Source organism: Ferrimonas sp. YFM, from assembly GCF_030296015.1.
GTDB lineage: Bacteria > Pseudomonadota > Gammaproteobacteria > Enterobacterales > Shewanellaceae > Ferrimonas.
This window is the reverse complement of record NZ_AP027368.1, coordinates 4,003,602-4,018,814: the sequence shown is the minus strand read 5'-3', so window position 1 is coordinate 4,018,814 and position 15,213 is coordinate 4,003,602. Positions and strand designations below refer to the sequence as shown.

Sequence of the window (15,213 nt, the reverse complement as noted above, 5' to 3'; positions counted from 1 at the left end):
CTTATGAGATGCATCTAAGTTGTTTGTGCATGCTGTTGATCTGCGTTCACTTTCTTGAACTTTCTCTGCTAAGCCTATAGGTTGGGGTCGTTACGGTCATGTCGGGCAACGGATGTTCGGCAGCTTGAGTGCAAGGAATGCCTATGACCCCCTATTCCAAAATTCTCTTCTATCAGAGCGGGGAGCTGCCCAGCTCTCTGCCCATGCTGTGCGCCACCCTGGGGATTCCGGTGGAGATCCACACCATCGACGATCCGCTGTTGCCTGAGCCCGATGCGGATCCCCAAACTCTGACTCTGGTGCCCTGGCAGGGCGGAATCGGCACCAGTGGACTGCCCGACTGGGCCCGGGTCATGCTGCCCCAGAGCGCCATGGTGCTTTACGACGTCAGAGAGTCTCAGGTAGACTCGGTGCAACTGCTGACCCTGGGCCTCAAGGGACTGCTGTTCCAGGAGGAGCGGGTGGATATGACCCTGTCCGCATTACGGGCCCTGATGCAGGGGGAACTGTGGTTCTCCCGGGCGACCCTGGAGAAGGCGGTGACCCGGATGATCGGCAGCCAGATTCAGCTGCAGAAGCGCCAGGAGCAGGAGAAGCTGACCAACCGGGAGCAGAGTGTGGTACGGCTGGTGGCCATGGGGGCCAGGAACAAGGAGATCGCCCGGGAGCTGTTTATCAGCGAGTACACGGTGAAAGCGCACCTGGCCTCCATCTTCCGCAAGACCGAGACCCGCAACCGGGTGGAACTGGTGAGCAAGCTGGGCTTGAACTGAGCCAGGGTGAAAACAGAAAAGGGAGCCGAGGCTCCCTTTTTTAATGGGTGATGAATTTAAGGCTTCATCTGGCTGATGGTGGCGCTGTTGCCAATGCCGCCCTGGGAGACATCGGCGAAGTTGCCGAAGCCCGCCTGGGTAACGATGGCGCTGTTGTCGGTGCCAATCTGCAGTACGTAGCTTTCGTTGTTTTCACCGGTCTGAGTCACGCTCAGCTCGTTGCTGTCACCAATCTGGTAACCGTACGCGATGAGGCCGTCACCACTCTGGCTGCTGGTCAACTGGTTCTCATCACCCAGCTGCCAGGTGTCCAGGGTGTTGCCGTTACCGGCTACGTCACTGGTGTGAACGTTGTCGTCGCCATTTTGCACCAGGTCCAGGGTGTGGCCGCTGCCGCTGACGCTCAGGCTGCCGTCGTCACCGGTCAGGGTGTTTCGGTAGCCCAGCTGAACCAGACGGGCAGTCATGTCGTCGCCGCCAATCAGCAGATCCAGGTTGTTAAACCCACCATTTTGTACGGTATCGAGGTCGGAGCCGCTGGCGCTGGAGCGAACAACACCGCGGTTGGACTCGCCGGTTTGGATCATGTCCACTGTGGTGTCGCGGCCGTCGGCGTAGACATAGGTGACGTTGGTTTTACCGGTCTGATCGACGGTCAGGTCGATGTTGGAGGAGAACCAGGAGCTGGCGTAGTCGATGCGGTTGCCTTCGCCATCCTGAGTCAGGTTGTAGGTCACCTCATCGGCACTGATGATGTCAACATCGATGGTGTTGTCTTTGCCCAGCTGCTCGGTGGCAAATTCACTGTTGCTGGCATCGCGAATGGCAAAGGTTACCTGGTTGTTGGTGCTGGGCTCTGCATCCTCTTCACTGCCCTGGAAGGAGGTGACAGTGGTGTTGTTCAGGCCACTCAGGCTGCCGCTGATGCTGTTGCTGTTGCCCATCTGCTCGGCGGTCACCACACTGTCGGTCAGGTTGGTGGCGCTGGCAAAGTTCACGGTGTTGCTGTTGCCTTGCTGATACGCTTCCAGGGTGGAGCTGTCCACACCGGTCACTTCGGAGAAGTTGATGGTGTTGCCGTCTCCGACCTGATCGGCGGTGATGCGAGAATCATTAACGTCGGCAATGCTGGTGAAGTTGGTCTGGTTACCCTGACCCTCCTGGAATACCGCCATGCTGGAGCCATCGATACGGGCTACGTCGCTGAAGTCGGCCAGGTTGTTGTTACCGCCTTGAGACACTTCGAACTCAGAGCCACCGATGTTGGTCACTTCATTCATGTCCAGGGTGTTGTTGTCACCGGCTTGGGTTACACCGATGACGTTGGTGTTCAGGCTGCCGGAGTTGATGTCGATGAGGTTGGTGTCGCCTGATTGCGAGCTGGTCAGTACGTTGCCTTCGCCAGTGGCTTGTACGTTTAGCTGGTTGCCTGTGCCTGCGCTGCCATCGGCGTTCATGCCGTCACCGGCGAACTGATAAGCGGTAACATCGTTGTTGCCGCCGTCGATGTCTATGTTCATCTGCTGACCCTGGGCTTGATCGACACCCTCAGCACCAAACTGAATCAGGAAGTAGTCGCTGCCACTGCCTGTGGTGGTGCTGGTTTCGTTCAGGCTGACGCTGTTGTGATCGCCAAGCTGGCCGATGCCTGCAGTGTTGCCGCTGCCGGTGAACTGGCCGGTGGCGATGGTGTTGTCGTTACCACGTTGGATCATCTCGGCAGCATTGCCACCTAATGAGTTGTAGTTGGCGGTGTTGTTGTTGCCGGACTGCTCTACGACAACGCTGTCCTCTGCCTGTGCGGCAAAGCCGGTAGAGGCCAGGGCCAGGGCGATCAGCGAGAACTTAACTCCATGTTTCATCATCGTCTTCCTCTTGGGTTTTAGTAGATGCCTATGTATAGAGTCCGCTCGCTGCCCGTCTGGGTAATGGAGAGGGGGGAGTCCATAGGCGTAACAGAATAGATTCCGACGTCCACCAGGTTGGCGTCGCCATATTGATTCACGTCCAGCTTGCTGCCGTTGCCGCCGAGGAACATCTGGGCCTGATTGCTTCGGCCTACCTGTTCCAGGTCCAGCTGGTTATCGCTGCCGACCAGCAGGGCGTAGACACGGTTGTTTTCGCCCAGCTGTATGACGGTACTTTGCTGAGTCTGTCCCTGCTGGGTCAGGGTGATGGAGTTGCCGCTGCCCCGTTGGAGGAGACTGGCTAGATTGTCGGTGCCGGTCTGGGTCAGGGAGACACGGTTTTCTCCACGCAGAAGCTGGCTGACGGAGTGTTGTTCCATCAGGTTCTGTAGGGGTAGGGAGAGGTCCGTGGCCCATACCGGCATGGCACAGAGCAGCGGCAAAATCAGTCGAAGTTTCATAGCCACCTCGCGAAAAAGTTGACTCCATGCTATAGCCCTGCACCCTCGCTCTCCATAGCCACTTTGGGTGGTTTGTTTGATTATTTTGCAATTGCTAAGGGATTAAAAATAAAAGGGATTATTTCGAGATTGTCTGTGATTAACCCCGGAACTAGTCCCATGGAGTTAGTCCTTGGGTGAGGGGCTAATCCCTACAAATCCGGGCAACGGGAGGGGCAGTAGGCTTACAGCGGACAGACGGCAAAATCGCACAAAAAAAGGCGGCCCTCAGGCCGCCCAAACTGGGGTAATTGACGGGTTAACCCGCGGACCAGTAACCCTTGGTCTTGCCCTGCTCAATCAGCTCCGCCACGGCGGTTTCCAGGGCCTGACGAACGCACAACTGCACAGGTTCATTGGTGGTGTAGCCCGCCTCCGCTTCCGCCAGTCGGTTCAGGCTGATGTAGCGGAAAAAGCCGGCTCGCAGCTCCTGGGAGAAGATGTTTTTGGTGGCGGAGACCGACATCAGCACCTTGCCCGTGTGCACATCCACCGCCCTCAGGTACAGGGTGATCTGGTCCTGGCGATAGAGCTCGGAGACGCCAATGCCGTAGTACTCCATGCCGATGCCTCCGGTGGAGGTGTCGGTGTCGTAGGCGATGATCCCCCCTTCGAACAGCAACCTGGCGTTGGCCAGGGTGGGCATCTCGTCACCTTTGGCCTGGCTTTGGCGGATGATCTTTCTTTCCGTCAGCAGGTTTTGCAGCCCCTCCCGTTCCACAGGATCAAACCAGCCGGTATCCAGCAGGGTCTGCACCAGCATGGAAGTGGCCCCCTGGGTGACGGCGGTGGAGAAGGAGCTGACATTGGCCTGGGGCTTGTATTGTCCGGTCTGATCCCTGAAGGCATAGACCGCGACGGGTATGGGAAACGCCGGCTTGGGGGCGTCCTTAAGGGATTGCATCAGTTCGCTGACCGGGTCAATCTTGGCCTCTTCGGTCATCAGGTCCGGTTTGGGAATGGCCGAACAGCCGGTGAGGGTGACCAGCAATGCCAGGGTGAGTAGCCGTTTCATCAGAACTCCTGCCTGGGCATGGTGATTTCGGTGACTTCGCCGGTGGCGATGTCGGTGATGCGGACGATGATGTTGCTGGGGTCGCTGTCGATCACCTCCACCACGTATTCGCCCGTGTTGTAGGTTCCGGCGGTGAAGTCACCATTGGTGATGGCCCGGGTCAGGCTGTAGAGCAGGTTACGCTCCAGAGACTCCTGAAAGCGCTCCACAAAACTGAGTTCGGTGCGGTCCGCCGTATGGTCATTCTGTGATTGTGCCTTTCCCAGCAGGAAGCTGCCATTGAGCGGGTTGCCGCCGAAACTGGGGTTGATGGGCTGATAGGTCAGTTGGGTGGCGGCGGCGGGCAGTGACAGCAGGGCCGCGGCACACAGCAGGGGGTTGAGCTTCATCATTCTCTCCTTGAATTACCACTGCTCTTCGTTTTGCCCCAGCATCAGGTTGGCCTTGACCTTGGTGACATGGTCAATGGTCACCAGCATCGCCTGGTCCGCCCGTTTCTTCAGATCGTTATAGCGTCGGCCGAAATAGGTTTGGTAGATGGGAGTCTGGTTGACCTCTATCCACAGCTTGGTGCCCGCCTGGGGGTATACGGTTTCATAAACAGTCACGATAAACCCCTGAGTCCCTGGCAAGTCCCGCCAGTAACCGGCGTAGTAGTAGATGAACTCCTTGCCAAATCGAGTCAGGGTGCGGTCGATGAGCATGCCGTCCAGCTCAATATCCTCCCCCTGACCGGGAAGAGGCATGGCCAACAGCAGCATTAGGATCAATCGTCGCACCGCTCTACTCCTTTTGAGCTCAGCTCGGGGTCTGCAGTCAAGGGCCTAACTTAGGGGCTGAGTCTGAATCAGCCCATTACCCGAAAGTGTAGTTTCCTCCCCCGAATGGACTAGTCCATGCCTGGGGCGCTTGCATCCTGTGGGAGAGCTGCCACTATGCCGGTAACACCTTCGACGCCAGGATAATTCGATGAAACAGATTGAACTCAGACTGGATCCCCGCCCAAGGGGGTTCCACCTGATCACCGATCATATCTGCCGGGAGCTGCCCCTGGCAGAGATCGCTGTGGGCATGGTGCACCTGCAGTTGCAGCACACCTCCGCCAGCCTGACACTGAATGAAAATTGCGATCCCACGGTCAGGGGGGACTTCTCCTCCTTCTTCGACCGGCTGGTGCCCGATGGCACCCGCTACTTCCGTCATGACTATGAGGGGGATGATGATATGCCGGCCCACATCAAGAGCAGCTTGCTGGGCACCAGCCTGATGCTGCCGATTCGTAAGGGTCGATTGGCGCTGGGGCAGTGGCAGGGAATCTATCTGGGCGAGCACCGGGATCATGGGGGAGGGCGTCGCATCCTGGCGACCCTGATGAGCTAGAAAAAAGGGGCCAGGTCTAAGGCTGGCCCCGAAACGGTCCGGCGGCGTATCCGGACAGTACGACTCACGCGCGTTCGTGTTCAGTTGACCTTATAGGTGCGGTCAACAGAGCGACAACAAAGCTTGATAATGGCTAGAGTCCCAGCATCTCCTCTTTCAAGTCATCGTCGAGGGGATCGTCACCAAGCCAGATGCCCAGCAGGACCGAGCGGAACAGTTCGCCCTCGACCGCCACCAGCTTGGTGCCATTTTTAATCAGCTCCACCGGCTGCCCGGGAATGGAGACGATCTGGAAGGTGTCACCTTCACTGACCGGGGCACTGAACGCCTGGGTAAACTGGCTGATCTGCTCTTTCAGCTGCGGCAGGTGTTTACCGGCGGATTGGGCAAAACCATCCTCCATGCTGGCGGTCATCTTTTCCGAGGTGATCATCGAGGAGATGATGTCCAGTTGAATGGTGGTGGCGGTTTGCCCCTCCATCAGTTCGCCTGCGGGCAGGCTTTCCTGGTTGTAGAGGGAGCTGACATAGAGGTCCATAAAGAACTTGGAGCGGATGCCGGCGCCTCGGTAAGGCATCTCCACACCATCCAGAGTGAGGTTATCAGCCAGCTCCACATCGGCCATGGTCACCGACCAGGCGGCGCCACTGAAGGCCAGGGAGAAGCATAGGGAAAGCAGGGGCATTTTTTGCATCTTGGGTCACCTTAAATATGGCCAGAATCCCCATTAGAGTATTTGCTCTAATCTATTTTTTATTGATTTAAATCAATCTATTTTTCCAAAATGTTCGCCCATGTTAACGAATGGGGTTATCTGTCTGTCATCTCGTTTTTTGCTTTGAAAATCCTCTGATTGCAACGCTCCCTTTGAAGTATTGGCCTGTTTTTCGGTTAAATAATCTGGTTCGAACCATATTGATGTCAGTTCAAAAAAACGGCGGAAAAATTCTTGATCCCGGTCATGAAATTCGGCCAAACCAAACATTAGAGTAAAAGCTCTAAAGCGAGTCTGGATAAATTCTGAGGTTGGTATGGGTATCCCGATTTCTACCTATGTAGTTTCCATGGTGGGCTACATTGTATTCCTGCTAGTTCTCGTCGAAATGATGAGAAGAACACCAAGATTTACTTTTCTTTTCTGGTTGCTGTCTTTATTGACTGCCCCTCTTTGGGCGGACAATTTGGATGGTTGGTTCCGCTGGGCAAAAACCGTCAGCGTGCTTATTCCTACCGCGTTAATTGTCGGTACCGCACGAATTGCATATCTCTATTATGAAAATCCAAACCGGATACTTAAGTTTTTCCGAAAAGACTGGGTATTGTGGGTTTTGTACGGCGTACTTTTCCTCAACATTGCCGAGGCAACCGTCAAGGACCTGGTGACAGAGAACTACTTCAACTTCATTGCAGGTTGTGTGTTGCTGGCCACCATGCCCTTCCCCAAATACAAGAACGGCAAGCGCCAATACTGGCTTATCGGTAAAGACGCGCCCAATGACCTGCTGTTCTACTCCACCGCGTCATGGAACTTCCTCTACACCACCTGGAACATGGCCTTTGTCTATGGGGAAAACCCCGGATACTTCGCCAGTTCCTTCTGCATTCTGATGGCGGCAGAGCTCTACCCCGTGTTCAAGAAGCGCCCCGAGCTCTACATCATTGCCCGAGTCTACACCCTGGCGTTCCACATCCTGGTGCGTGCCATGGGCGACCCCTTCGCCAAGGTCATGGACTCCACCCACTGGGCCAACGATCAGGTACTGCTCTACTGGGGCGTAGCCAACGCCGTACTGCATGTGGCCTACCTGTTCTGGTACTTCAAGAAGTTCCGTCAGCCCAATGCTGAGGGTGGCAATGAACCTCCCTATGGGGACAGGCAACCGCCGCTGGTGGTGGATGCCAGGACCGAGGAAAGCAGTCCCTTGCTGCCCGGTCAAAAACCGCTAACTGCCTGAGTTAACGCTAATGCGGGGCAGGGTGGCTGCCCCGCGGAGAAACGAAATGAAATCCTTTTTTAAGCTATTTTGTGCCTGGCTGCTGGCCCTGGTACTGGCTCCGGCCGTCCTGGCCAATGACCTGGATGGGGTGTCTATCGGCGATCAGTTTGCCGGTCAGATCTGGCAAGGCACCATGGATGGCGACCCGGGCCAGGGAAGCATCTTCTTCAGACTGGAGTTTGCGCCAGACCATCAGGTGACCATCACCAAGCAGTCCGGTGGTCACAATCAGGTTGAGGTGAAACAGTGGCAGATCGATGGCAATCGCCTGGTCATCACCGGCTCTCCTGGTCAGCAGATCGACAACTTCGACAACGCCGACATGACCGTGGTCTCCGCCGATCGCTTTCACTATGCCAAGGAGGGCAAGAAATTCATCGGCCACAAGTGGATTGAGGCCAGAGCCTATGGTCACGTACTGCTGGTGCTGATTGGCCTGATGGTGATGAACGAGGTCTGCCGCCGTTACAAGTGGCCCACGGTGATCATCTTCTTCGTCCTGCCCATAGTGCTGATTCCCCTGTGGGCCAGCTACGGTGTCAGCTACTGGTTCAAGTGGGTCAAGCTTTACTCCGTGGTCGGCGCCTGTGTGCTCTTTACCCTGATTCGCTACACCAAGGTGGGCGAGATGAAGTGGGCCAAGTTCTGTGCTGCGGGTTTCCTGGCACTGAACATCTCCGAGGCGGTATTGCAGGACTTCAGCATGGGCTATACCGCCAATGTGCTCAACGCCATCGGTGGCATCTTCTCCATCATCACTCTGACCGGCTGGGCCCAGATTCAGGCGGCCAAGACCAAGGAGAAGGACATGATCTGGCCGGCCATGACCACCTTCTGGATCATCGCCTATGACGTGTGGAACTTTGCCTTCGTCTACCTGAACTTCCCTGGGTCTGCCACAGCTCAGTTTATGGTGCTGACGGCGGCCACCATTCCGTCTCTGCTGATCACCAGAGGTACCTGGTTGCAGGCGCGGGCGTTCACCCTGGCCCTCTCCTTTATGTACTACTTCACCAATCCGGCGATGTACGAAAGTAACGTGGTGATGCTGCCAAGAAACGACGAATTAATGCTGGCGGTTGGACTTTTGAGCTTCGTTCTTAATTCCATCCTTTTCTACCAAGTGTTCGGCGCCAAATGGAGAAATTACCGCTTGAAACAAGAGATGGCGAGTTAGTTATTAGTTACGAAACAAACAAATAATTAAATGATTCTGGAGTTGATAATGAAAAAGTTCACTGCATTAGCGATGGCCGCCCTGAGTTTGTCTGCATTTGCTTCTGAAGAAGCACCGGATATGGGCAACCCAACCGAAGTGTACACTTATTTAGGTGCATCTTATGGTAGCGAAGGTGCCAACCTGAAAGGGATGATGGCCCTGAGTGAAGATAAAGGAGAATTTGATCAAAAGACCGGTATTCTGTTTGAAGTGAAAAACATCTTCAATGAAGGCGATAAAACCCCCAAATTTGGTGGTATTCAATATGGCCAATACCCAGATGGCAGTATTGGGCCCGTAGGCACCAAAACCAAAGGGTACGCCAGTAACCGCTCCTACCGTCTGCGTTACGGCACCATTAATACCAAGAACGGCCTGGGCTTCTCCGTCGACGCGGTATTTGCCGATCATCCCTTCTTCGGGTCCACCTCGGTGATACAGGCCGGTCCCGTAGCCACCATCCCCGTGGGTGAGGACATCCTGATCTGGCCCATCCTCTATGTGGGTGCGGTGATCATGGACGACAACATTCAGGATCTGAATCCAGAGTGGCCCGACTCCAGCTCCAGTGGTGTGGACATCGCCTCCACCATCGGTACCGCCATGGTGTACGCCAAGTGGACCATCTCCGACAACTGGTGGACCCTGGCCAGCTACCGTTACACCATGGAGCTCAACGGCAAGTCCTGGGATGACGACGTGATGGAGGGCGGCCTGCAGATGGATGCCTACGAATTCGAGATCTCCCTGGCGTATCAATTGACCAAGAAGCAGAACGTCCGCGCCTACTACAGCACCGCCAAGGACGACAGCTACTGGCTGGAATACAACTACGCCTTCTAACCCAGAAACGCTGGCAGAGCCTCGTCCGTAGCTCTGCCAGCTTTCAGGAGGAGCGGTGTCATCCTCAATCCCCATTCCGCTCCTCCGCCCTACCTTACGAGGTGGAAACATGTCTCTGTTTGAACCTATCCCCTTTCACTCCTGGGTCGCCTTCTTTGCGGTTCTGGGCGCCCTGATTCTGCTCAACGAGATCTCCCGCCGCAGCATGTGGGCCGGCATCGGCTGTTTCATTGTCCTGCCCCTGGTGCTGACCTTCACCGTCTGGCCCCACACCACCACCGCAGAAGGCTCCAGTGTGGGCACCTGGTTCCACTGGGCCAAGGTGTACTCGGTGCTGGCGGGCTGCATCGGTTTTATGGCGATCCGCTATATCCCGGGCGCGGCTCAGAAAAAGTGGGTGCTGATGTTTCCACCGGCCATTCTGGCCATCAACATCGCCGAAGCCGTCGTGCGGGACTTTCAGTGTTACAGCTTCAACGGCTTGGTGGATGGCGTGATGATCACCGGCGGTTCCTGGAACATCATGAACGGCATCGCCGGCATCCTGAATATCCTCACCATCTGTGGCTGGGCCGGGATCTTCATCAGCCGGGACAAGTTCAAGGATATGCTCTGGCCCGACATGCTGTGGTTCTGGATCATCGCCTACGATCTGTGGAACTTCGCCTATGTCTACAACTGCGTCGGTGACCACGCGTTTTACGCCGGAGCGGCCCTGCTGCTCTCCTGCACCATCCCGGCCTTTTTCATGCGCCGCGGAGCCTGGTTGCAACACCGGGCCCACACCCTGGCGTTCTGGATGATGTTTGTCATGTGCTTCCCAAGCTTTGTGGACACCTCTAAATATGCTGTGAAGGCGTCCGGTGATCCGGCGGCCCTGTGGTTTGTCTCGGCCATCGCCCTGGCAGCCAACGTGGCCTTGGCCATCTACCAGATACATCGCATTCGCACCGCTCGTCGCCATCCTCTCAAGGATGAGCTGTATGAGCACCTTCCCGCCTATCAGCACGTGGCGTCCGCCCGCTGAGTCATTATCTGTGCCGGGGCGCATCACCCGGCGCAGCACGCCAACCCATTGAGAAATGGCCCATCACTCCTTTTGCCCCGTCTACCTTGCTGGCGGGGTTTTCTTTGAGGGGCGTGGCTTTGCTATAATCCCCGGCCCAAAGCCGTCCGGAGTGTCGTCTCCGGCTGTGTTGAACTGAATCTAGGGTGATCTTTCTTTGAGTTACGCCGAGCACAACTGCCGCTTCTCCGTGGCCCCCATGCTGGATTGGACCGACAGGCATTACCGCTACTTTGCGCGGTTGCTGTCCCGACATACCCTGCTGTACACCGAGATGGTGACCACTGGGGCGATTATCCACGGTAAGGGAGACTACCTGGGTTACAACCAGGAGGAGCACCCTGTGGCTCTGCAACTGGGAGGCAGCAATCCTGAGGAGCTGGCCCTGTGCGCCAAGCGTGCCGAGGAGCTGGGCTATGACGAGGTGAACCTCAACGTGGGGTGTCCCTCCGACCGGGTTCAGAACGGCCGCTTTGGTGCCTGTCTTATGGCAGAACCAGAGCTGGTGGCCCAGAGCGTGGACGCCATGCGCCAGGTGGTGGACATTCCGGTGACGGTCAAGACCCGCATCGGCATCGACGATCAGGACAGCTACGAGTTCCTGACCCGCTTCGTCGAGCTGGTGTCGGCCGCCGGCTGTGAGCAGTTCACCATCCATGCCCGTAAGGCCTGGCTCTCCGGTCTCAGCCCCAAGGAGAACCGGGAGATCCCGCCTCTGGACTATGAGCGTGCCTATCAGTTGAAGCGCGACTTCCCCCACCTGACCCTGGCGCTCAATGGCGGCATTAAGACGCTGGAGGAGTGCCAGACCCACCTGAAGCAGATGGATGGCGTCATGGTGGGCCGTGAGGCCTACCAGAACCCCTATCTTCTGGCGGCGGTGGACAGAGCGATCTACGGTTGCGATACCCCGGTGGCGGATCGCCGCGAGGTGGTGGAGAAGATGGTGCCCTACGTGGAGCGTCATCTGGCCCGGGGTGGCCGGGTCAACCACGTCACCCGCCATATGCTGGGCCTGTTCAATGGACTGCCCGGTGCCCGCACCTGGCGCCGTACCCTGTCCGAGCGTGCCCATCTGGCCGATGCCACGCCAGCCTTGCTGTTGGAGGCGATGGCCCAGGTGGGTGAGCCTCTGGAGCAGGCGCAGGCTTAAGCAGCCGTCAGACAGGACAAACGCCGCCCTCGGGGCGGCGTTGTTGTTTACAGATCCAGAAAGGCGGTAAGCTTCTCCTGGTCAATGATCTCCAGTCGCCCCCCACGTTTCTCCACCAGCCCCAGTTCGGTCAGCTGAGCCACCACCCGGCGGTAGACCCGCTCGGAACAGCCGAAGCGGGCCGCTTCCTGATAAAGCTTGAGGTCCGGCTCGCCGTTGGCACGGCGCTGCATCAGGTCCAGGGCGATGTTGTGTGCCAGGGGGTAGAGGCTCAGGGTCATGGCCCTTTGCATCTGCCCCTGGTAGTAACCCGCCAGCTGTTGGCTGAGCCACAGGGCGATCTCCGGGTGATGGGTGAGCAGGCTTTCGAATGTGTCCCTGGGCAGTTGCCGTACGCTTACCGGCATCAGGGGGACCACATCAAACTGGCAGGGCTGGCCGGTGAGCAGTTCCACCTCGCCAAACAGTCGCTGATCCCCCTGCCAGATCCCCAGGCCAAACTCTTTGCCGTTGGCGGCGGCGTAGTGCAGGGTAAACTCCCCTTGTTCCACCCAGTAGAGGGCGTCGACACGCTCTCCCTGGCGCAGCAGGGGCTCCCCTTCGGGCAATAGCCACTGTTTTAATGGCAGGGCGTGGATGGCCTCCACCAGCTGTTGATGGCCCTTTTCGATGGCGCTGCGCAGAGGGTGGGATTCTGATGCGGGCATTTCTGGCTCCCCAGGCGGACAATTGTCCTCATACTGTTCTCAAGCCTCTTTTTACACTGTCGTCGACACTGAAAAAAGAGGAAACCAAGATGACTCCCCATATCAATGCCAAACCTGGCGACTTCGCTGACCTGCTGCTGTTTCCCGGTGACCCTTTGCGGGCCAAATACATTGCTGACACCTTTCTCGAGGACGCGGTGGAGGTGACCAATGTGCGCAACATGCTCGGCTTTACCGGTACCTGGCAGGGCCACAGGGTTTCGGTGATGGGCCACGGCATGGGCATCCCCTCCATCTCCATCTACGCCGAAGAGCTGATTCGCGATTATGGGGTCAAAACCCTGATCCGCATCGGCAGCTGCGGCGGGGTGGCCGAGGATCTCAAGCTCAGGGACGTGGTAGTGGCCACCGGTGCCGGCACCGCCTCACTCACCAACCGCACCCGGCTGGCGGGTTACGATTATCCTGCGGTGCCGGACTTCGGATTGGCGATGGCTTGCCATCAGCAGGCCCAGCGGCTGGGAATTCCGGCCCGCTTCGGCACAGTGTTCACCAATGACCTCTTCTATGGCTGCGACCCGGCACTGTTGCCCGCCCTGCAAAGGATGAAGGTGTTGGCGGTGGAGATGGAGGCGGCGGCCCTCTATGCCATCGCTGCCGAACAGGGAGCCCGGGCCCTGACCATCCTCACCGTGTCGGATCATCTGCTGATGACCGAGGAAACCAGCGCCGAGGAGCGCCAGAACAGCTTCAGCGACATGGTGGAGCTGGCCCTGGCCACCGGTGTGCAACCCGCTTGATTCTGTATGAGGGGCAGCCTGCTGTCCCTTTCTTAACCAATTTCACCAAGGGTTGGTGAAAATCACCATTTCCCCGGAGATCTCCTTAAATGGGCACTCCGTCCTCCCCCCTGTTTTTTCACATTCTTTTAAATATCAATGAGATAAAAGTTGGCACGCTGATTGAATAGTCCTATGTGAACTACACATTCACCCTTTTGGAGAAAATCTCATGGACCGTTCAATCAAAGTGAAGTCTCTGGTATCCGTTTCATTGGCCGCAGTGTTGATGTTTTCCGCCGGTGCCCAGGCGACCCCTCACGGCGAGATTGAGCAGGGAGTCGAGCAGTTTGTGTCTTCCCAGGTAGCCTCAATGCGCCAAGCCCTGGAACGTCAACTGGCCAACGAAGTGCGACTGGCCGCCCAGATGCTGTTGGTGGGTAAATCCACCGAGCTGGCCGCCAAGCAGCCCAAGCCCGAGTTGACCGCAGCTGCTCACCAACAGGGAGAGGATGCAGAATGATTGTGAACTGGATGCCGGCCATGCTGTGCATGTTGCCCCTGGCCGGCTGGATGCTGACCGTCCTGGGCTATTGGATCTACAACGAAGTGTGCTAGAGCCCAGGGAAGTTTTCCGGCCGTTGCCTGAACGGGTGATGACCGTTGAAAGAGTGAGTAGGAAAGAATTGCAGGACCAGGAGGTAAACCATGGCCAATAAAATCCAACGAGATCCCAGCCGGGGCTGGGTCGCCGGAACCTTTGCCGGCCTCTGCAGCTATCTGGGATTCAGCCCCTTCTGGTGCCGGGCCATCTTTCTGGTCTATCTGATGCTTGAGCCAGTGACCGCGACCCTGGCTTACCTGGTCGCCACCCTGTTGATGCCGAAACGTCGATGCCGTTACTGCTAGTCGTATTGCTGCTGTGCCTCTGTCTGGCGACCCTGAGCGATCCCCCGGCACTGGTGTGGTGGTGGCAGGATTACGGCAGCTGGTCCCTGGCGACCCTGGCCGTGGTGGTGATCGCCTGCTGGTACTGGCAGAAGAGCCAGTAGAATCGAATTTTCGCGGGGTCCCCAACGCCCTCTCGGGGGCCCCGCTTTCCCTATCGTTTCAGACGTGCCTGAATCACCTGGCGGGTCTCATCGCTGGTCAGCCGCTCTCCGAGGGCGGAAAACTCCGATTGCATCACCTGCCCAAGCTGTGGCTGGGACAGCTTCAGCAGCCGTTTGGCCTGCTGCATCGCCTGCGGTGGACGGGAGGCAAACTTCTGAGCATAGCTCATGGCCAGATCCATCAGCTCCGCTTCAGGGCAGCTGTGGTTGACCAAACCCACCTGTTTGGCGCGCGTCACATCAAAGGGCTCTCCCAACAGCAGCAGCTCTGCCGCCAGGGGCCCGCCGCACATCTGAGGGATCAGGGTGCTGGAGCCCGCTTCAGGGACGATGCCCAGGTTGACGAAGGGCAGCATGAAACTGGCGTTGTCTGCGGCGATCACCATGTCGCAGTGGGGCAACAGGGTACAGCCGATGCCCACGGCATTGCCCCCTACCGCAGCAACCAGGGGTTTGCTGAGGGTCGGCAGAAGCTGAATGAACTGGGCGGCGGCATTGGATTCATCGAAGCCACCGTCGGCCAGGAAGTTGCCAAGGTCGTTGCCGGCGGTAAAACAGTTGCTCTGCCCCCTGAGAAGGCAGGCATGGATCTCAGGATCCTTTTCCGCCTGTTGCAGGCCGTCACACAGCTGGTAATACATCTCATGTGTCAATGCGTTACGCTTGTCGGGCCGATTGATGGTCAGTACCATGACGTTACCGTCACGGGAGATCGCTATGGGATTGGCCATAATTGCTCCTTTCCGTGGAGAGTTTTTGTAC

At 57.3% G+C, this 15,213-nt stretch carries 20 protein-coding genes; 11 read left to right on the top strand and 9 right to left on the bottom strand.

The window, feature by feature from the left end; translation table 11 throughout:
* Window positions 1–143: 143 nt before the first annotated feature.
* The gene (locus tag QUE41_RS18550) at window positions 144–773 is read left to right on the top strand and encodes a helix-turn-helix transcriptional regulator (RefSeq protein ID WP_286340453.1); all 630 of its coding nucleotides are present in this window, start codon (window positions 144–146) and stop codon (window positions 771–773) included.
* A 56-nt stretch (window positions 774–829) separates the two neighbouring features.
* On the opposite strand, the gene QUE41_RS18545 is transcribed toward QUE41_RS18550, so the two are convergent.
* The 5 genes from QUE41_RS18545 to QUE41_RS18525 all read right to left on the bottom strand — a co-directional run bounded on the left by QUE41_RS18545 (window position 830) and on the right by QUE41_RS18525 (window position 4,956).
* Window positions 830–2,635, bottom strand: coding sequence for a beta strand repeat-containing protein (locus tag QUE41_RS18545; protein ID WP_286340452.1), 1,806 nt, complete (start codon window positions 2,633–2,635; stop codon window positions 830–832).
* A gap of 20 nt (window positions 2,636–2,655) precedes the next feature.
* Window positions 2,656–3,141: a hypothetical protein gene (locus QUE41_RS18540; RefSeq protein ID WP_286340451.1), complete on the bottom strand. Its 486-nt coding sequence runs from the start codon at window positions 3,139–3,141 to the stop codon at window positions 2,656–2,658.
* Window positions 3,142–3,439: 298 nt separating this feature from the next.
* Window positions 3,440–4,195 (bottom strand): CsgG/HfaB family protein, encoded by a 756-nt coding sequence (locus tag QUE41_RS18535; RefSeq protein ID WP_286340450.1) that lies wholly within the window; start codon window positions 4,193–4,195, stop codon window positions 3,440–3,442.
* Entirely contained in the window at window positions 4,195–4,584 is a 390-nt protein-coding gene (locus QUE41_RS18530; RefSeq protein WP_286340449.1) for a curli assembly protein CsgF, read from the bottom strand. Before QUE41_RS18530 ends, QUE41_RS18535 begins: the two co-directional genes overlap by 1 nt.
* 15 nt (window positions 4,585–4,599) lie before the next feature.
* Complete coding sequence (locus QUE41_RS18525) at window positions 4,600–4,956, bottom strand: curli production assembly/transport protein CsgE (protein WP_286342973.1); 357 nt, start codon at window positions 4,954–4,956, stop codon at window positions 4,600–4,602.
* Between the two features lie 208 nt (window positions 4,957–5,164).
* Here QUE41_RS18525 and QUE41_RS18520 point away from each other — a divergent pair, with 208 nt between their 5' ends.
* Window positions 5,165–5,575: a secondary thiamine-phosphate synthase enzyme YjbQ gene (locus QUE41_RS18520; RefSeq protein WP_286340448.1), complete on the top strand. Its 411-nt coding sequence runs from the start codon at window positions 5,165–5,167 to the stop codon at window positions 5,573–5,575.
* A 133-nt stretch (window positions 5,576–5,708) separates the two neighbouring features.
* On the opposite strand, the gene QUE41_RS18515 is transcribed toward QUE41_RS18520, so the two are convergent.
* The gene (locus QUE41_RS18515) at window positions 5,709–6,269 is read right to left on the bottom strand and encodes a chalcone isomerase family protein (RefSeq protein WP_286340447.1); all 561 of its coding nucleotides are present in this window, start codon (window positions 6,267–6,269) and stop codon (window positions 5,709–5,711) included.
* A gap of 72 nt (window positions 6,270–6,341) precedes the next feature.
* Window positions 6,342–6,560, bottom strand: coding sequence for a hypothetical protein (locus tag QUE41_RS18510; protein WP_286340446.1), 219 nt, complete (start codon window positions 6,558–6,560; stop codon window positions 6,342–6,344).
* Between the two features lie 343 nt (window positions 6,561–6,903).
* Here QUE41_RS18510 and QUE41_RS18505 point away from each other — a divergent pair, with 343 nt between their 5' ends.
* The 5 genes from QUE41_RS18505 (at window position 6,904) to dusA (ending at window position 11,853) form a co-directional block, all read left to right on the top strand.
* Complete coding sequence (locus tag QUE41_RS18505) at window positions 6,904–7,530, top strand: hypothetical protein (RefSeq protein WP_286340445.1); 627 nt, start codon at window positions 6,904–6,906, stop codon at window positions 7,528–7,530.
* Window positions 7,531–7,576: 46 nt separating this feature from the next.
* On the top strand, window positions 7,577–8,749 hold the full coding sequence (locus tag QUE41_RS18500) for a DUF5692 family protein (RefSeq protein ID WP_286340444.1): 1,173 nt from the start codon (window positions 7,577–7,579) through the stop codon (window positions 8,747–8,749).
* Between the two features lie 48 nt (window positions 8,750–8,797).
* On the top strand, window positions 8,798–9,634 hold the full coding sequence (locus QUE41_RS18495; RefSeq protein ID WP_286340443.1) for a hypothetical protein: 837 nt from the start codon (window positions 8,798–8,800) through the stop codon (window positions 9,632–9,634).
* A gap of 109 nt (window positions 9,635–9,743) precedes the next feature.
* Window positions 9,744–10,661 carry a DUF5692 family protein gene (locus tag QUE41_RS18490; RefSeq protein WP_286340442.1) on the top strand — a complete coding sequence of 306 codons (918 nt, stop codon included), beginning with the start codon at window positions 9,744–9,746 and terminating at the stop codon, window positions 10,659–10,661.
* A gap of 238 nt (window positions 10,662–10,899) precedes the next feature.
* The gene (gene dusA, locus QUE41_RS18485) at window positions 10,900–11,853 is read left to right on the top strand and encodes a tRNA dihydrouridine(20/20a) synthase DusA (protein WP_502876031.1); all 954 of its coding nucleotides are present in this window, start codon (window positions 10,900–10,902) and stop codon (window positions 11,851–11,853) included.
* A 47-nt stretch (window positions 11,854–11,900) separates the two neighbouring features.
* Here dusA and QUE41_RS18480 read toward each other — a convergent pair whose 3' ends face one another.
* The gene (locus QUE41_RS18480) at window positions 11,901–12,560 is read right to left on the bottom strand and encodes a Crp/Fnr family transcriptional regulator (protein ID WP_286340440.1); all 660 of its coding nucleotides are present in this window, start codon (window positions 12,558–12,560) and stop codon (window positions 11,901–11,903) included.
* An 89-nt stretch (window positions 12,561–12,649) separates the two neighbouring features.
* On the opposite strand from QUE41_RS18480, the gene deoD reads away from it, so the two are divergent.
* From deoD to QUE41_RS18460, 4 genes are all read left to right on the top strand, one after another.
* The gene (gene deoD / locus QUE41_RS18475) at window positions 12,650–13,360 is read left to right on the top strand and encodes a purine-nucleoside phosphorylase (protein WP_286340439.1); all 711 of its coding nucleotides are present in this window, start codon (window positions 12,650–12,652) and stop codon (window positions 13,358–13,360) included.
* Window positions 13,361–13,571: 211 nt separating this feature from the next.
* The gene (locus tag QUE41_RS18470; protein WP_286340438.1) at window positions 13,572–13,862 is read left to right on the top strand and encodes a hypothetical protein; all 291 of its coding nucleotides are present in this window, start codon (window positions 13,572–13,574) and stop codon (window positions 13,860–13,862) included.
* A gap of 185 nt (window positions 13,863–14,047) precedes the next feature.
* Entirely contained in the window at window positions 14,048–14,248 is a 201-nt protein-coding gene (locus tag QUE41_RS18465) for a PspC domain-containing protein (protein WP_286340437.1), read from the top strand.
* A complete protein-coding gene (locus tag QUE41_RS18460) occupies window positions 14,233–14,391 on the top strand; it encodes a hypothetical protein (protein ID WP_286340436.1) in 159 nt (52 codons plus the stop codon). The genes QUE41_RS18465 and QUE41_RS18460 overlap by 16 nt, the downstream gene beginning before the upstream one ends.
* 50 nt (window positions 14,392–14,441) lie before the next feature.
* On the opposite strand, the gene QUE41_RS18455 is transcribed toward QUE41_RS18460, so the two are convergent.
* Window positions 14,442–15,182, bottom strand: a complete 741-nt coding sequence (locus QUE41_RS18455; RefSeq protein WP_286340435.1) for an enoyl-CoA hydratase-related protein — start codon at window positions 15,180–15,182, stop codon at window positions 14,442–14,444.
* Window positions 15,183–15,213 lie beyond the last annotated feature (31 nt).

What these genes read in the sequence shown, in the direction of transcription:
- QUE41_RS18550 (WP_286340453.1), top strand. Translation starts at nt 144, where the DNA reads ATGACCCCCTATTCCAAAATTCTCTTCTATCAGAGCGGGGAGCTGCCC.
- QUE41_RS18545 (WP_286340452.1), bottom strand. Translation starts at nt 2,635, where the DNA reads ATGAAACATGGAGTTAAGTTCTCGCTGATCGCCCTGGCCCTGGCCTCT.
- QUE41_RS18540 (WP_286340451.1), bottom strand. Translation starts at nt 3,141, where the DNA reads ATGAAACTTCGACTGATTTTGCCGCTGCTCTGTGCCATGCCGGTATGG.
- QUE41_RS18535 (WP_286340450.1), bottom strand. Translation starts at nt 4,195, where the DNA reads ATGAAACGGCTACTCACCCTGGCATTGCTGGTCACCCTCACCGGCTGT.
- QUE41_RS18530 (WP_286340449.1), bottom strand. Translation starts at nt 4,584, where the DNA reads ATGAAGCTCAACCCCCTGCTGTGTGCCGCGGCCCTGCTGTCACTGCCC.
- QUE41_RS18525 (WP_286342973.1), bottom strand. Translation starts at nt 4,956, where the DNA reads ATGCTGCTGTTGGCCATGCCTCTTCCCGGTCAGGGGGAGGATATTGAG.
- QUE41_RS18520 (WP_286340448.1), top strand. Translation starts at nt 5,165, where the DNA reads ATGAAACAGATTGAACTCAGACTGGATCCCCGCCCAAGGGGGTTCCAC.
- QUE41_RS18515 (WP_286340447.1), bottom strand. Translation starts at nt 6,269, where the DNA reads ATGCAAAAAATGCCCCTGCTTTCCCTATGCTTCTCCCTGGCCTTCAGT.
- QUE41_RS18510 (WP_286340446.1), bottom strand. Translation starts at nt 6,560, where the DNA reads ATGTTTGGTTTGGCCGAATTTCATGACCGGGATCAAGAATTTTTCCGC.
- QUE41_RS18500 (WP_286340444.1), top strand. Translation starts at nt 7,577, where the DNA reads ATGAAATCCTTTTTTAAGCTATTTTGTGCCTGGCTGCTGGCCCTGGTA.
- QUE41_RS18495 (WP_286340443.1), top strand. Translation starts at nt 8,798, where the DNA reads ATGAAAAAGTTCACTGCATTAGCGATGGCCGCCCTGAGTTTGTCTGCA.
- QUE41_RS18490 (WP_286340442.1), top strand. Translation starts at nt 9,744, where the DNA reads ATGTCTCTGTTTGAACCTATCCCCTTTCACTCCTGGGTCGCCTTCTTT.
- dusA (WP_502876031.1), top strand. Translation starts at nt 10,900, where the DNA reads ATGCTGGATTGGACCGACAGGCATTACCGCTACTTTGCGCGGTTGCTG.
- QUE41_RS18480 (WP_286340440.1), bottom strand. Translation starts at nt 12,560, where the DNA reads ATGCCCGCATCAGAATCCCACCCTCTGCGCAGCGCCATCGAAAAGGGC.
- deoD (WP_286340439.1), top strand. Translation starts at nt 12,650, where the DNA reads ATGACTCCCCATATCAATGCCAAACCTGGCGACTTCGCTGACCTGCTG.
- QUE41_RS18470 (WP_286340438.1), top strand. Translation starts at nt 13,572, where the DNA reads ATGGACCGTTCAATCAAAGTGAAGTCTCTGGTATCCGTTTCATTGGCC.
- QUE41_RS18465 (WP_286340437.1), top strand. Translation starts at nt 14,048, where the DNA reads ATGGCCAATAAAATCCAACGAGATCCCAGCCGGGGCTGGGTCGCCGGA.
- QUE41_RS18460 (WP_286340436.1), top strand. Translation starts at nt 14,233, where the DNA reads ATGCCGTTACTGCTAGTCGTATTGCTGCTGTGCCTCTGTCTGGCGACC.
- QUE41_RS18455 (WP_286340435.1), bottom strand. Translation starts at nt 15,182, where the DNA reads ATGGCCAATCCCATAGCGATCTCCCGTGACGGTAACGTCATGGTACTG.